Source organism: uncultured Senegalimassilia sp. (assembly GCF_934632265.1).
Taxonomy (GTDB): Bacteria; Actinomycetota; Coriobacteriia; order Coriobacteriales; family Eggerthellaceae; genus Senegalimassilia.
Genome location: NZ_CAKTYH010000002.1, coordinates 15,869 through 30,153, shown reverse-complemented (window position 1 = coordinate 30,153; position 14,285 = coordinate 15,869). Strand labels below are relative to the sequence as shown.

Genomic DNA, 14,285 nt, shown 5'->3' with positions numbered 1-14,285 from the left:
CCGTCGTTGCGTGCGCTACATATAGTCGGGAACGCGCGAATCGTCGATGAAGTCCATGAAGCGCGTGTATTCCGCGTTGAAGGCGAGCGTGATATCGCGCGTGGGACCGTTGCGGTGCTTGGCGACGATCAGCTCGGCGGTGCCCAAATCGGGACGGTCCTCGCTTTCCGCCTCCATCTCGTCCATGCTTCGGTCGATGAACATGACGATGTCGGCGTCCTGCTCGATAGCGCCGGATTCACGCAGGTCGGACAGCATCGGGCGCTTCTTGCCGCGCATCTCCACGGCACGGGAGAGCTGCGACAGCGCGATGACGGGCATGTCCATCTCTTTCGCGAGCACCTTCAGGCCACGCGAGATCTCAGCGACCTCGACGGCGCGGTTGCCATCGCGACGCGCCTGCGGCGGCTGCATCAGCTGCAGGTAGTCGACGATGATCAGGCCCTTCTCGGCATCGCGCAGCTCACGTCGCGCCTTCGCGCGCAGCTCAAGGATGGAAAGCGCCGGCGTATCGTCAAACTCGATCTTCAGTTTGGAAAGGTTGCTGGATGCCTCGATGATGGCCGCCCAGTCCGCGTCCTGCACCTGGCCGGCGCGCAGCTTCGACAGGCTGACGCGCGCTTCGGACGCAAGGACACGTTGCACCAGCTGGGAGGCGCTCATTTCCAAGGACAGGAACGCCACGGTGGCGCCCAGCTTCGCCGCACTCGTGCACAGGTTCAGGGCGAAGGCCGTCTTGCCGACACCAGGGCGAGCCGCAAGGATGACCAGGTCGCCGCCACGAAAGCCGTGGAACAGGTCGTCAACGTCCTTGAAGCCCGATGCCACGCCCGAGATCTTGTTCTCCTGCGCGGCCATCTCCTGCAGTTCCTCGAAGGCGTCGACCAGTAGCGTGTCGATGCCGGTGAATGCGCTGGAAACGCGCTTCTCCGTGACCGCGAACAGCGTTTTCTCCGCCTGTTCCACAACGACGCCCAGGTCATCGGGGGCATCGTAGGCAAGCGAGCGGATTTCGCCGGATGCGCGGATGAGGTCGCGCAGGATGGACGTGCGCTTGACGATCTCGACATGGTTCTGCCAGTTGACCAGGGCAAAGGAGTTGCTGGCAAGCTCCAAGATGTACGCCTGGCCGCCAACGGCCTCAAGCTGACCCGATGCCTTCAGGTTATCGGCAACCGAGATCTGGTCAAGCGGGATGTGACGCGTATAGAGGTCGAGCATGGCCTCGAATATGCGCTGGTGAGCAGCTCGATAGAAGTTGTCAGGGATGAGCTTGGCGGCAACATCCTCGATGGCCTCCTGATTGAGCAGGCACGCCGCCAACACCGACTTCTCAGCTTCGATGTTTTGCGGCTCCATTTTTCGGATCGAGGAGCTCTCGGGCACCTCAGGGGCGAAATCGGGATTGTAGGGAACGTCAACGGACATGCTGCTCATCCTTTCTTGTATCCGGCTTATCATACCGCACTCAGAGTTGCGCCGCGGATGCCGCAGGGCGTCACCTGAACACCTGCAGAAACTCCAAGCAGGATTGATACTATGCACATTGCCCGAATCTCTGCCGAGCATTAATGCACCCCACGTCACCCGAAACAGCAACAAGCGCCATGTGGTACGCCCAAGCAGGGGACACGCGCCTCTTTAACTATCACATGAATGAAGATTCGCTAATTGCCCGCAAATAGAAAAATCCCCCGCACTTGCGTACGGGGGATTCGCTAGTTCGCTTTAAAGCGCTGAGTTATTCAGCGGCCTCTTCAGCAGCAGCCTCCTCGGCAACAGCCTCGGTCTCGACCTCTTCGGCCTCTTCCTCGGCGGCAACCTCGTCGATGCCCACCAGCAGCGTGACCGTGGCCTTGATGTCACGGTAGATGGAGATGACGACCTCGTGCTGACCGGCGGTCTTGATGGCCTTGCCAGCCTCGATGCGACGGCGGTCGATCTCCACGCCCAGAGCCTCCTTGATGGCCTCGGCGATCTGGGTGGCGGTAACGGAGCCGAACAGCTGGCCCTCTTCGCCGACCTTCGCGTCGACCTTCACGGAAGCACCGTCGAGCACGGACTTCAGCTTGTCAGCATCGGCCAGGCGAGTAGCCTCGCGCTTGGCGATGTTGTTCTTGCGCATCTCCAGCTGCTTCAGGTTGCCCTTCGTAGCCAGGATGGCGATGCCCTGCGGCATCAGGTAGTTGTTGGCAAAACCGGGGGCCACGTCCACGACGTCGCCTTCGCCGCCCTTGCCCTTGAGCTCTTGGAGCAGGATGACTTTCATGGTTCCTCCTTGCGCCTAGCGATTGCGGCGGTCGCCGCGGCCGCTAATTGCGGGAACCGCGTAGGGCATCAGAGCCATCTCGCGAGCGCGCTTCACGGCGTTCGCGATGTCACGCTGGTGCTGGGTGCAGGCACCCGTCACGCGGCGCGGCTTGATCTTCCCGCGGTCGGTAACATACTTGCGCAGCATCTGAGTATCTTTGTAGTCGATGTACTCCGCGTCCTCTTTGCAGAACTGGCAGTACTTGCGACGAGGCTGCTTCGCGTAGTCGGACATTTGGTAAACCTCTTTCGCTTAAAACGGGATGTCTTCGTCGTAAACCGAAGCAGAGGCATCTACGATCGGAGCTGCAACGGGAGCGGCCATCGGTGCGGGCTGCGGGGCGTAACCTGCGGTCATGCCGTTGTCGTAACCCTGGTTGGCGCTGTTGCCGTTGCGGCTGGACATGAACTCCAACTCGTCGACGATCACTTCAAGCTTGCTGCGGCGCTGACCCTCGCGCTCCCACGAGCTGTAACGAAGCTTGCCCTCGATGGCCACTTTCGTGCCCTTCGTAAGGTAGGGCTGCAGCTTCTCGCCACGGGTGCCGAACATGGTGCAATCGACGAAGTTCGGGTAATCCTCCCATTCGCCGGTCTGCTGGTTCTTGCGGCGGTCGTTGACCGCAACGCCGAACCCCAGGATGGCCATACCGCTTTGCGTGGAACGAATTTCGGCGTCGCGCGTAAGATTTCCGCTGATCATGACACGATTGATGCTCATGTGTATCTACCTCTTCTCATGCTGGGACCTTGAGGGCCCCTACGTAATCCTATTCGCGGTCGGTGCGCTTCACGATCATGTGGCGAACAACGACATCAGAGATGCGCAGCACGCGATCGAGTTCTGCAACCTCGGCGGGATCAGCGTGGAAATCGATGAGGGTGTAGACACCGTCGGTCAGACCATTGATCTCGTAAGCGAGTTTACGCTTGCCCCACTCGTCAACGTTGTCGACGGAACCCTCGGCGGACGTGATAACGCCCTGGATACGATTCATCGTATTTGCACGGGTTTCCTCGTCGGTAGACGGAGCAACAATAAACAGCAGTTCGTAAGCCTTCATCAGCTCACCTCCTTTGGACTTTACGGCCCCGGGCTGGTGAAGGCACACACCGGGGCAGGAATTAGCCTGACTATATTATCAAGCCCGATTCCTCAATGCCAGCCTTTCACCTTGCTTTCTTCCTTCTGCACCGTTTCAACACATCGCCGCACCTCAGGCGGCAGGCCCCTGCTCCACAGCCCGCCGTCTGCCCGCATCTCCAACTATAGGCACGCCATCTTGCAGAACCCTTGTCGAAATAACGAAGGCGGTTCACCTGAACCTTGCAGGTGAACCGCCTTCGCATCTATCGTTAGCCCGAAGCTTGGCTTGATAAGCTTACATGGTTTGCCAATCTCGCACCATTCGAGCTACTCCTCTTCGGAACCCTCGTCCGCCACTTCGAACTCGGTCTCGTCCTCGGCGGTGTACTTCTCGTCGATCTCGTCGTCGCTGTACTCGCCCGGGGCCTTCAGGGCGATCATGAAGTTCGGGGCCTCGCCGATGTATGCCGGTTCGTCCTCGAACTCGACGGTGCCGTCCTCGGAGCACTCGTACAGGTAGCCCACAGCAAAACCCTTATCAGTGCCGGGCACGCCGCCCTCGGCGATAAGGGCGTCCTTGGTGCCTTCGTCAACCTCAACGTATCCGTCGTAGCACAGCGCATAAGCCTGTGCACCCTGGGCATGCTGCACCGTGTGGCGAGCCGCATTGAAGCACGCCTCCACGGATTCGCCGGGGTGGTTCTCGATGAACAGGTTGTCCTTGACCGCCAGCGCAGTGAACGGAACCACTTCGTTGCTCTGGGTCAGCTTCTGCTTCGCCTCATCCAGCGAGAACAGCAGCACCTTCTCCAGAATCTCGGGAATCTCGGGAACTTCGTTTTCCGGGTTTTCAACAACGCGATCAGCCATTGCCGTATCCTTTCGGTTTCTTACAATGCGAAAGCCACGCCCCCGCATGCATTCCATGATGCATCCAGTGTAGCGTGGCTTTCATGCGGCGCTATCGTTGTTGCAACGAACCGCTTAAAATCCGCGTTCGGCTATTAGCGACGATGACGCTTACGACGCACCTTATAGCCCTTCTTCTTACCGCAGATATCCTTGTCCTTCATCGCCAGGATCAGCTTCTCGGTAATAGCATCGAGCTGGGCGACCTCTTCGGCGCTCAGGCAGGAGATGATGTCCTCGGCGGTCTTATCGTTGGCAGCGGCGCGCTTCTCGGCTAGCTCGCGACCAAGCTCGGTCAGCTTCACTGCGTAGGTACGCGGCTGATCAACAGACTCGATGGTCACATATTCGTTGCGCTCGGCCTTTTTCACGATGTCCTTCAAGTTGCTGCGGTTCATGCCCAGCGTCTTGGTGAGCTCGCGCTGGGTTGCGCCATCGTTAACCAGCAGGGCCTGCAACAGCGCGCCCTGACCGCGCTTGAAGCTTTTCGGGCCGTTCTTACGGAATGCCAGGCGGACAAGCTTGTTCGCTTTCTTCATCTGAGCCAAAGACTTTACGGCTTCGTTCATGGTGGTTCCTTTCTATACCGGTAAGGTAAGGATGATTTCGAATAGCTTGAGTATATGAGCGTTGCTCATACGATGTTTCACGTGAAACATGTTATCCATAAACACTCCGTGGATTACTATTTTCCCAGGTTATATTCATAGATATGATTATTCATGAATAAGATTGTTTCTTGGTTTTAGAACCCCAAAACAATAGCGCAACCGCCCGGGAAAATGAAAAAGCCCTTGCGATTGCAAGGGCTTCAAGTTTCCTGGCGGAGGAGGAGGGATTCGAACCCTCGTCACCGGGGTTGCCGGTGAAACGGTTTTCGAGACCGCCGCATTCAACCACTCTGCCACCCCTCCGCATGGGGTGGGTCGGCTGCGTATTTATGCCGACCTACAAAAAAGGCGTTACCGTAAAGGTTCCGCCGGGATAATCTGGCGGAGAGATGGGGATTCGAACCCCAGATACGCTTTTGGCGTATACACGATTTCCAATCGTGCACCTTCGGCCAGCTCGGTCATCTCTCCGCTTGCTTACAGACTGCATTGCATTCACGTTTTCTCTCGTGCGCTCATGCAGCGGTTAAGTATTCTACACCATTTAATACGAACTCACAAGAGAAAAATACTCATTGTTTTTGCCATTTTTCGCAACCTGCAGCGGCACATCGAACAGCGAGCTCATCATCTGGTCGGTCAGCATATCCTCTTTCGTGCCATCGGCGAACAACTTTCCCTCTTTGACCAGGACCAAACGCTTGATCTCGGGGATGATATCCTCCGGATAATGGGTGATCAGCACGATACCCTTACCTGCCCTTGCAAGGTCGCGCATGCTCGAACGCACGTAATACATGCCTTCCGGGTCCAGGCCCGTGCACGGCTCGTCAAGCAGCAGGGTGCTCGGATCGTGCACGAGGGCGCGGGCAAACAGCACACGGCGAGCCTGGCCGCTCGACATGGTCATAATATCCTGGTCGGCAAGCTTCGCCACACCCAGCATCTCCATGGCCTCAAGCGCCTTCGCATGCGTACGGTCATCCGGATGGACGTGACGCGGAAGGCCGAGCGTTCCGAACAGGCCGCCTTCCACGATGTCCACAGCCGGCAGGTGAACGTTGATCTGCGCCTGCATGGTGGATGACACGATTCCCAGCGTTTTGCGCACATCAACCAGCGTTGCGCGCGGATTGCCGTTGAACTTCACCGGGGGCTGCTCGCGATACAGCGGCATCACTTCCCTGGTGATAAGCTTCACGAACGTCGATTTGCCGGCGCCGTTCGGCCCCAGAAGCGCAATGTTCTCCCCTTTGGCAAGCGAGAACTTGTCAACATGCAGGATGGTGCGACCCGCTCGCACCACCTCGGCATCGTTAAGTTCGAACAACAGCTGCGATTCGGCGTTTTCCTCGCTCATAAACCCATTCCTTACCAAACGAAGAAGGGAACCCGTTGAAACGGGTTCCCTTCTTATCTTGCTTCACACGCCCTTGCAGGCTAGTTTGCCGAAGACTTTTCCTCGGAGTCGGCAGCGCTGGCGGAGTTGTCAGCGGAGCCTTCGGTGCTGGCGGAGGCGTCGCCGTCCGTCGATTCAGCAGCCGAAACGTTGGTATCGGCGTTGTCGGCGCTGTTGGGGTCTTCGGTCTGATACTTCGACATATCAACGTCGTAGGGCAGGCCTGAAGGCATGTCGTTGATCTTAAGGTCGGAAGATTCCTTCTTCTCCTTCAGCCAGTTCTGGTAGTTCGTGGTCTGGCCCTGGGACTGCAGCGACTCCTTGATGGTCTCCTGCCACTCGGAGGGAATCTGGTCGAGGCTGGTGATCTTCACCGTCTCGGTACCATCGTCGGCCTTCTCCTTCGGAGCGTTGTACACGTCGGTGCACTTGATGATATGGATGCCATAGCTGCTGGTAACCAAACCGCTGACCTGGTCCTTCTCAAGGCCGCTCAGGGCATCGGTGTACTCCTGCACAAACGAGGAGGTCTTATCCCAACCCACATCGCCGCCGGCGTCCTTGGAGCCCGTGTCCTTGGAGTACTGCTTGGCAGCCTCAGCGAAGTCGAGCTCGCCGGAGTTGATCTTGTTCAGCACGTCCTGAGCGGTTGCCTCATCGTCGGAATCGAACAGGATATGGCTGGAACGCTTAGCCCCGTCATAAGCGCTGGCGTACATCTGCGCATACTGGAGCATATCGTCGCTGGAGGGCTCGTCGGTGGAGGTGAAGGTGTTGTAGAGCTCCTTGGCCTTCAGCTGCAGCTCTATCTCGGAACGATACTCGTCCTCGTTCATGCCGGCCTGCTCGAGAGCGGACTGCCATTTCTCATCGCTGTCGTAATTGGACTTCATCTTGTCGACGTAGCTGTCAACCTCGGAGCTGTCAACGGTAATGCCCTTTTCCTCGGCGCCGGAGTTGATAAGCTCACGCGTGACGTACGTGTTGATGATCTGCTCGCGCACGCCCGCCGGGTCGGTTCCCATCTGCGCCAGGTAGTTGCCCCAGGAATCCTCATCGGTCAGACCCTGCTGCTCACGGACGCTTTGGATGTAGTCGGTAACCGTGTCCTCGTAGATATCGGTGCCGTTGATGGTGGCGGCCACCGCACCCGAGCCGGAGTTCTGGTTATTGCTGGAGCAGCCGGCAACGCCCATGACGCACGCCGCCGAAAGACCCATCGCGCAAACCGTTGAGATAATGCGAGATGCCTTCATAAAACCCTTCCTCAAACGCATGAAACCGCTGGACAGACGCGTCCCACGGTCGAATCGAATGCCTCGAGCGTATTTTCCCACACGGCGGAATTCGCCTTTCTACCAGCACAATATGCCCATGCAGGTTTCACAGGAGCTGGGCTTTCCTACAACATTCGAGTTAGTTCCCATAGAAAAAGGCGGCCCGAAGGCCGCCTTTGAGGTTTCAAGCTGGTTCTGCTGCGCCTTGCCGGCGCCCCATTAAACCCATGCTTGCATTTGAAGTCGATTCGGAATCGACCTTTTTGCGCTATTTCTTGTTCGCCTTCTTGCGCTCGATGGTGCTCAGGATGCGCTTGCGCAGGCGGATGGACTCGGGGGTGACCTCCACCATCTCATCGTCCTCGATGTACTCCAGCGCCTCTTCGAGCGTGAAGGTGATCGGGGGCGTCAGCTGGATGGCCTTGTCCGCAGTGGAGGAACGCTGGTTGCCCAGGTTCTTCGTCTTGGACACGTTGACCACCATGTCGCCTTCCTTGGCGGACTCGCCGACGATCATGCCCTCGTAGCACTCGTCGCCGGGCTTGACGAACAGGCGGCCACGCTGCTGCAGGGTATCCAGCGCGTAAGCGACGGCCTTGTCGGTTGCCATGGCGATCATGCTGCCGTTCTTACGGCCGTCCATCTCGCCGGAATACGGGCCGTACTCGCGGAAGTGATGGAACAGCACCGCCTCGCCGTGCGTTGCGTTGAGGATGCGGGTCTTCAGACCCATGGTGCCGCGGGATGGGATGCTGAACGTCAGGTGCGTCATGCTCTCATCGGAGAACATGTCCTCCATGATGCCGCCGGCGGTGCCCATGACCTCGATGGCCTTGCCGGAGTAGTCGTTCGGCACATCGACGGTTGCTTCCTCGATCGGCTCGAGCTTGTTGCCGTGCTCGTCGGTCTTGTACACGACCTGCGGGCGGCCAACCTGGAACTCGAAGCCTTCGCGGCGCATGGTCTCCATGAGGACGGACAGATGCAGAACGCCGCGGCCGGCGACGCGGACGCCGGACTTGTCCTCGGTCTCGTCGATGCGCATGGAGATGTTGCTCTCCTTCTCGCGCATGAGGCGCTCCTTGAGCTGACGGGCGCCGACGATGTCGCCTTCGCGGCCGACCAGCGGGCTGGTGGAAGCCTCGAACACGACCGCCATGGTGGGCTCCTCGACGGCGATGGGCTCCATCTCCACCGGGTTCTCGGGGTCGGTGATGACGTCTCCGATATCTGCGGCCTCGATGCCGATCACTGCCACGATGTCGCCGGCGTGGGCCTCGGGAACCTCGGTCTTGCCCAGGTTCTCGAAGGTGTAGACCTTGCGGATGGTGGCGTTGTACTGGTTGCCGTCAGGCTGCACCACCAGCACCTGCTCCTTCTCGTGCAGGGTGCCGCTATGCAGGCGGCCGACGCCAATACGGCCCTCGTAGCTGCTATGATCGACGGTGCAGACCTGCAGGGCCACCGGACCCTCGGCGTCCACCTCGGGGCACGGGATCTCGTTGACGATGGTGTCGAGCAGCGGAATCATGTCCATGTTGCCGTCTTCGGGCTCCAGGCGGGCATAGCCGTTGACCGCGGAAGCGTACACCACGGGGAAGTCAAGCTGCTCGTCGGAAGCGCCCAGCTCGACCATCAGGTCGAACACCTTGTCAACAGCGCCTTCGGGATCGGCGTTGGGGCGGTCGATCTTGTTCACGACGACCACGATGCGCAGACCGCGCTCAAGGGCATGGGAGAGCACGAAGCGCGTCTGAGGCTTGGGGCCCTCATAAGCGTCGACGATGAGCAGGGCGCCGTCTGCCATGTTCAGCACGCGCTCCACCTCGCCGCCGAAGTCGGCATGGCCGGGCGTGTCGATGACGTTGATCTTGACGCCCTTATAGTGGATGGAGATGTTCTTGGACAGGATGGTGATGCCGCGCTCGCGCTCCTGATCGTTGGAGTCCAAGACGCGCTCCTGCACTTCCTGGTTCTCGCGGAACACGTGGGACGACCACAGCAGGCGGTCGACCAGCGTGGTCTTACCATGGTCGACGTGCGCGATGATGGCAACGTTGCGAAGGCCTTCTTGCTTCATACGGGTGTGCTACTCCTCTTCAGTTTCTTGCGCGATCTTGCGCTCTTCCCTATTCAATTCGTCAATATGCTCGGTAAGCGTGTTGATGGAACGTTGCGATGATACCACCTGGACAATTCCCCAAATAGCTGCAGTCGAGGCAATGGCGGCAACCACACCGAACAACCCGAAAGGGCGGCGACCGCAGAACAAGGCCACAAGGCCGCCGATGGCAGCCATGCCCAGGCCGTTGCGGCGTTCGTCATACACGGCATCGCGCTGGCGCACCAGCTGCGTCCGAGCCGCGGATATGCCGGCCAGGCGGGCATCGACGTCGTCATAGGCCGCGCGCGTTGAACGCGCCGAGGCTGACGCGCCGCCTGCTTTCCTGCGGCCTTTGGACGACGTTAGGAAGTCGTAGGCTTCCTGCAGGTTTTTGAACTGCTCGGTTGCGCGGTCCTGCAGCTTCTTATTGGTGGCGAAACGGTCGGGGTGAAGGATCTGGGCCGTTTCGCGATAAGCGGTCTTGATATCCTCGTCGGTTGCGTCCTCGTCCAACCCTAGGGCGCGCAATGCTTCCAGACGGTTCATGACACCTCGCTTACCAGCTCGACCGTTTCCTACCCCGATACGAAAGCAGGCCCGTTAACGGACCTGCGGACAAAAAAATTGCAGGCCCGTTTCCGGACCTGCAAATAATCTCAAATGGTGGAGGTTAGGGGGATCGAACCCCTGACCTCAGGCTTGCAAAGCCCGCGCTCTCCCAGCTGAGCTAAACCCCCAACTCGCACTTTACAATAATAAACGCTCCACCGGCAAACTCGGCTCACGGTGGAGCGTTTATCGCAAATACTGGTGGGCCCGAATGGATTTGAACCAGCGACCTCACGCTTATCAGGCGTGCGCTCTAACCAACTGAGCTACGGGCCCCTTCGAAAAGTGCTCGTTTATTATAACCAGGGTTTCCAAGAATGGTCAAGAAGAATTTTCAACTTTTAGGAAAATTTTTTCCTACTGCCGTTTTACAAAAGAAACCGCAGGTCAGAGACGTATTCACGCGTATAATCCCTTATGAAGAGGCTTCTGAAGGGCTCAATAAAATATATAAGCGATTCGCTTATAGTTAGGAGCAAGCTTGGTTCCCATCGCCGTGCAAAAGATCATTATCGGAAGCGCACCGGGTCCTTCCATCCTTGTGCTGCAGCCTATCGAGGAAAGCCCCGTGCCCGACGTATCGCGTATCGTGCCCATTATGGTGGGCGCTGCCGAAGCCGCTCAGCTGCACTTGGCCGTCACGCATACCAAGGTTGCACGCCCCACCACGCACGACCTGCTGCTCGACGCCCTCACCAACCTCGACGCAAGCGTCGACCACGTCCTTATCGACAAGGTGAAGGGATCGCTGTTCTTCGCGAAGCTGACGTTGCGCCAACACGGAAGACTCATCGAGCTCGACGCCCGCCCCAGTGACGCGCTCTCTCTGGCGTTGCGCGAAGATGCCCCGCTCTATATCAACGAGGACGTCTTAGAACGCGCCTCATACCCTTATATCGCTCGAAAGCCCATCGAGGACGAGTCCGCCGAAGCGGAACTTGAGGAGTTCCGCTCGTTCCTGGAGGACCTTGACCCAAAGGACTTCTCGTAGCACTGCAGCGACCGCCGTATCCGCAGACCAACACGCCACGTGATCGACCAGCTCAACCGCACTCTTCCCTGTAGCACTGAGCTGATTACCATACCCGCAGGGCCACGCCCCGCGGTCAGCCAACCCAACCTCACCTTTCCCTATTGAGATGTTTCACGTGAAACATCTCATGCTGCCGTACCGCAACATGCCCATACAGCAAGAAAGCCGCCCCTTACGGAGCGGCTTTCTTAATCGTTCATACATGCCGGAAGCTGGCTACTCTTCCATCGCGTCGATGGACGACTCATCCAGCTCTTCAGTGCCATCGGCGTTTGCGGCGCTCTTCTTCTTGCCATGCGCAGCGATCGCAACCGCGGTCACACGGTCTTCTTCGGCCACGTTCATGACGCGGACGCCCTGCGTGGAGCGGCCGAGCTCGGAGATGCCCTCGACGGGAGTGCGTACCACGACGCCCTCCTCGGACATAATCATGATCTCGTCGTCGGCACCGACGATCTTCATGGCAGCCAACAAGCCCTTCTTCTCCGTCATGGTGATGGTGAAGACGCCTTGGCCTCCGCGATGGTGCGACGGGTACTCGGAGATGGGCGTGCGCTTGCCGTAGCCCTTCTCGGTGATGACGAAGAGGTCGGTATCGGGGCGCGCGATCTCCATACCGAGCACCTTGGCATCGGCCGGCGCGTTCATGCCGCGCACGCCCATGGTGCCGCGGCCCATGGCACGCACTTCATCCTCGGGCCACATGATGGCTTTGCCGGCCGACGACACCATGATGACGTTCTCGCCCTGAGCCACGCGGCGCACGCTGATAAGGCGGTCGCCGTCTTTGAGGTTGATGGCGATAAGGCCGTCGCGGCGCGTACGGTCGTACTGCTCCATGGACGTCTTCTTCACCATGCCGTGCTCGGTAGCGAACATGAGGTATTCGTCAGTCGGGAAGTCCTTCGTCGCGATGACCGCGCTGATGGTCTCGCCCTTCTCAAGCGGCAACAGGTTCACGATGGCCGTGCCGCGCGCGTGGCGGGACGCCTCGGGCAGCTCGTAAACCTTCAGGCGGTATACCTTTCCCTTCGTGGAGAAGAACAGCATGAAGGAGTGCGTGGAAGCGACGAACAGATGCTCGACGTAGTCGTTGTCCTTCAGGTTCACCGCCTGCATGCCCTTGCCGCCGCGCTTCTGCTGACGGTACGTGGCAACGGGCAGGCGCTTGACGTAGCCGGCCTTCGTGACCGTGACCACCATGCTCTCCTCGGCGATGAGGTCTTCGACGTCCAGGTCCTTGGCAGCATCGGAGAGCTGCGTTTTGCGAGGAGTGGCGAACTTCTTCTTGATCTCCTGCAGCTCCTCCTTGATGATGTCGCGCACCAGCTGAGGGTCGGAGAGCACGCGGTTGTAGTACGCGATCTTCTCGCGCAGCTCTTCCAACTCGGACTCGATCTTTTCGCGCTCCAAGCCGGTCAGACGGCGCAGGCGCATCTCCAGGATGGCGGTGGTCTGCTTGTCGGTCAGGCCGAAGCGCTCGGTCAGGCGAGCCGCCGCCTCCTTGTCGGTTTGCGAGGAGCGGATGATGCTGATGACCTCATCGATGTGGTCGAGGGCAACCACATAGCCTTCCAGGATATGGGCGCGCTCCTCGGCTTTCGAGAGCTCGTAGCGCGTACGACGCACGATGACGTCTTCCTGGTGGGCGATGTAGTAGTGCAGCGTCTCTTTCAGAGAGAGCACGCGGGGCACGCCATCGACGAGCGCCAGCATGATGACGCCGAAGCCAACCTGCAGCTGCGTGTGCTTGTACAGCTTATTGAGCACCACCTGCGGGATGGCGTCCTTCTTCAGCTCGATGATGATGTCGATGCCGTGGCGGTCGGCGCCGTCGTGGATGTTCGAGATCTCGGGAAGCTTCTTCTCGCGAACCAGCTCGCCGAGCTTCTCGAGCAGGCGCTGACGGTTCACCTGGTACGGGATCTCCGTGACCACGATGGAGCTTTTGCCGTTCTTGCCCTCTTCGATCTTGCACTTCGCGCGCACGGTGAGGCTGCCGCGACCCGTCTCATAGGCATCCAGGATGCCCTTCTTGCCCATGATGATGCCGCCGGTCGGGAAATCCGGGCCGGGAAGGGCCGTCATGAGCTCGGCGGTGGAGACCTCGGGGTTGTCGAGCATCATGCACGTGGCATCGATGGTCTCGCCCAGGTTATGCGGCGGGATGTTGGTGGCCATGCCGACGGCGATACCGTTGGAGCCGTTGACCAGCAAGCTGGGGAAGCGCGCGGGCAGGACCGTGGGCTCCTCCAAGCTTTCATCGTAGTTGGGCTGGAAGTCGACCGTTTCCTTGTCGAGGTCGCGCAAAAGCTCCATGGCGGCCTTGCCCAGGCGCGCCTCGGTGTAACGCATTGCTGCGGCCGAGTCGCCGTCGATGGAGCCGAAGTTGCCGTGGCCGTCGATCAGCGGCACGCGCATGCTGAACGGCTGGGCCAAGCGCACCATTGCGTCGTAGACGGCAGAGTCACCGTGCGGGTGATACTTGCCGATAACGTCGCCGACGGTACGGGCCGACTTCATATGCGGGCGGTTCGGCGTATAGCCGGACTCGTTCATGGCGTACAGGATGCGGCGATGAACCGGCTTCAAGCCGTCGCGCACATCGGGCAGGGCGCGGCTGACGATGACGCTCATGGAGTATTCCAGGAACGACGAAGCCATTTCCTTGCCCAGATACGCCGCGCGGACCGTGGTGCCCTCGCCGCCGTTGGCATCCTCGATGATGGAGCCGTGGGGGTTGGCGATGGTGGACATATCGATAAGCGAACGGGCCTTGTCCTCTTCGGACACCGGACCCGACGTCACCGTGTGGCCGGGCTCGTCCTGCTCGCCGGCGTCGGCCGCATCTTCCTCGGCGGCATCGACCAAGCGCTTCAGGTCGTCGGGAAGCTCCTCGCCGCCCTGACCATCGCGGTTGTCAGTGTTATCTGCCATTCAACTCTC

13 protein-coding genes and 4 tRNA genes are annotated in these 14,285 nt (G+C 59.4%); 1 reads left to right on the top strand and 16 read right to left on the bottom strand.

Going from position 1 to position 14,285, the window contains the following annotated elements; translation table 11 throughout:
* Window positions 1-15: 15 nt before the first annotated feature.
* From dnaB to Q0H50_RS00240, 15 genes are all read right to left on the bottom strand, one after another.
* A complete protein-coding gene (dnaB, locus tag Q0H50_RS00310; protein ID WP_294418134.1) occupies window positions 16-1,428 on the bottom strand; it encodes a replicative DNA helicase in 1,413 nt (470 codons plus the stop codon).
* A gap of 313 nt (window positions 1,429-1,741) precedes the next feature.
* Window positions 1,742-2,269: a 50S ribosomal protein L9 gene (gene rplI / locus Q0H50_RS00305; RefSeq protein ID WP_294415243.1), complete on the bottom strand. Its 528-nt coding sequence runs from the start codon at window positions 2,267-2,269 to the stop codon at window positions 1,742-1,744.
* 15 nt (window positions 2,270-2,284) lie between these two features.
* The gene (gene rpsR, locus Q0H50_RS00300) at window positions 2,285-2,545 is read right to left on the bottom strand and encodes a 30S ribosomal protein S18 (protein WP_042432253.1); all 261 of its coding nucleotides are present in this window, start codon (window positions 2,543-2,545) and stop codon (window positions 2,285-2,287) included.
* Between the two features lie 18 nt (window positions 2,546-2,563).
* Entirely contained in the window at window positions 2,564-3,031 is a 468-nt protein-coding gene (gene ssb, locus Q0H50_RS00295) for a single-stranded DNA-binding protein (RefSeq protein WP_294418133.1), read from the bottom strand.
* Between the two features lie 49 nt (window positions 3,032-3,080).
* Complete coding sequence (rpsF, locus tag Q0H50_RS00290; protein ID WP_118349403.1) at window positions 3,081-3,374, bottom strand: 30S ribosomal protein S6; 294 nt, start codon at window positions 3,372-3,374, stop codon at window positions 3,081-3,083.
* A 350-nt stretch (window positions 3,375-3,724) separates the two neighbouring features.
* Complete coding sequence (locus Q0H50_RS00285) at window positions 3,725-4,267, bottom strand: hypothetical protein (RefSeq protein WP_294418132.1); 543 nt, start codon at window positions 4,265-4,267, stop codon at window positions 3,725-3,727.
* 134 nt (window positions 4,268-4,401) lie between these two features.
* Complete coding sequence (locus tag Q0H50_RS00280; RefSeq protein ID WP_294418131.1) at window positions 4,402-4,875, bottom strand: transcriptional regulator; 474 nt, start codon at window positions 4,873-4,875, stop codon at window positions 4,402-4,404.
* 252 nt (window positions 4,876-5,127) lie between these two features.
* Window positions 5,128-5,220 (bottom strand) — tRNA-Ser (locus Q0H50_RS00275).
* A gap of 76 nt (window positions 5,221-5,296) precedes the next feature.
* Window positions 5,297-5,388, bottom strand: a tRNA-Ser gene (locus tag Q0H50_RS00270).
* A gap of 73 nt (window positions 5,389-5,461) precedes the next feature.
* Window positions 5,462-6,277, bottom strand: coding sequence for an ATP-binding cassette domain-containing protein (locus Q0H50_RS00265; RefSeq protein ID WP_294418130.1), 816 nt, complete (start codon window positions 6,275-6,277; stop codon window positions 5,462-5,464).
* An 80-nt stretch (window positions 6,278-6,357) separates the two neighbouring features.
* Window positions 6,358-7,572, bottom strand: a complete 1,215-nt coding sequence (locus Q0H50_RS00260) for a peptidylprolyl isomerase (RefSeq protein ID WP_294418129.1) — start codon at window positions 7,570-7,572, stop codon at window positions 6,358-6,360.
* A gap of 289 nt (window positions 7,573-7,861) precedes the next feature.
* Complete coding sequence (gene typA / locus Q0H50_RS00255; protein ID WP_294418128.1) at window positions 7,862-9,673, bottom strand: translational GTPase TypA; 1,812 nt, start codon at window positions 9,671-9,673, stop codon at window positions 7,862-7,864.
* Window positions 9,674-9,682: 9 nt separating this feature from the next.
* Window positions 9,683-10,243, bottom strand: a complete 561-nt coding sequence (locus tag Q0H50_RS00250; protein WP_294418127.1) for a J domain-containing protein — start codon at window positions 10,241-10,243, stop codon at window positions 9,683-9,685.
* 115 nt (window positions 10,244-10,358) lie between these two features.
* Window positions 10,359-10,434, bottom strand: a tRNA-Ala gene (locus tag Q0H50_RS00245).
* Between the two features lie 71 nt (window positions 10,435-10,505).
* Window positions 10,506-10,582, bottom strand: a tRNA-Ile gene (locus tag Q0H50_RS00240).
* 205 nt (window positions 10,583-10,787) lie between these two features.
* On the opposite strand from Q0H50_RS00240, the gene Q0H50_RS00235 reads away from it, so the two are divergent.
* Window positions 10,788-11,297, top strand: coding sequence for a bifunctional nuclease family protein (locus tag Q0H50_RS00235; protein ID WP_294418126.1), 510 nt, complete (start codon window positions 10,788-10,790; stop codon window positions 11,295-11,297).
* Between the two features lie 258 nt (window positions 11,298-11,555).
* Here Q0H50_RS00235 and gyrA read toward each other — a convergent pair whose 3' ends face one another.
* A complete protein-coding gene (gene gyrA, locus Q0H50_RS00230) occupies window positions 11,556-14,276 on the bottom strand; it encodes a DNA gyrase subunit A (RefSeq protein WP_294418125.1) in 2,721 nt (906 codons plus the stop codon).
* Window positions 14,277-14,285 lie beyond the last annotated feature (9 nt).